Here is a 1,038-nt window from a genome sequence, read left to right on the forward strand (position 1 = left end):
GTTAAAGGGTAAACAGTTTAGCGGTTCTTTAACGAGCGGTAGAACGTTTGCAACAGGGTATAAAGGTGTTGTTTTTGCTCCGCAGATTCAGGTTATTTATCAGCATCTTCAGTTTAATAAGACGCGTGATATTGATTTAGGAAAATTTCATGCAATAATTCAGAATGCTCATTCATCATTTTAGATATTGAATAAAAACTAAATATTATAAATTTCTTTCATTTCAAACCTGTTTATATTTAATCAATTAACCCCTTGTCCATCACAAACGAAGCTGGCATGCAAAGAAGGACTTTTGAAAAAAGGTAAATTACTTCTTATGAACATTCTCGAGTGCTAAAATCTGCGCAAATATTGAATGCTGAAAAAAGAATGGTGATATCCGCGCATGAGCGCAATAAAAATAATATCCTGTATCTTATCGAAATTTCTCTGCCACCTATCATTTACAAAACAACAACCGTAACAACACGATAAAGTATACTTTACTTTTATTATAATTTGACCTCAAACTCCCTCTTTTTGTTCTAAAATAAGTATTTATCCAAAATTCTTAAGTAAACATCCTAAAAAGGAAACAAATAATATGCGTATTAAATGATATAAACGTGAATAAAGTTCTAAAACAAAATTCAAAACAATGCATAAAACTCATAAAGACGAAACTTATGATCTATAAAAATGAATAAAGAAATGGACAAAAACAACCACCTATATCGTCTCTTTTGAAAGCTTATGCCACAAGCATTTAGCGTTTAATCTTCTCACATTCACAATGAAATCTGTCCTCATATCTTAACATCAAAAATTTTAGAAAAATTTCTCATCGCATAAAAGAAAGCATCTATTGTAATCTTTTATATCAAAAAATAACCATATTGATGAAGCAAAATAAATTTTAATACATTAAAAGGCAGAAAATCTTCTGCCTTTTAACTAAAAATACATATTGCAGCTCATCAAAAAAGGTGGCGCAATCCAGCAGAGAAACTCGTTCCAGAAAAACCAATTTTCTTAAATCTATGCTGATAAGTGACA

General features: G+C 30.1%; 1 protein-coding gene. It reads left to right on the forward strand.

The features are described 5' to 3' along the window. On the forward strand, positions 1 to 184 hold a 184-nt coding region (locus ACFINY_RS09745; RefSeq protein WP_375701071.1), incomplete at its 5' end, for an autotransporter outer membrane beta-barrel domain-containing protein. Positions 185 to 1,038: the final 854 nt, after the last annotated feature.

Source organism: Bartonella sp. AA23NXGY, assembly GCF_042197165.1.
Classification (GTDB): Bacteria; Pseudomonadota; Alphaproteobacteria; order Rhizobiales; family Rhizobiaceae; genus Bartonella.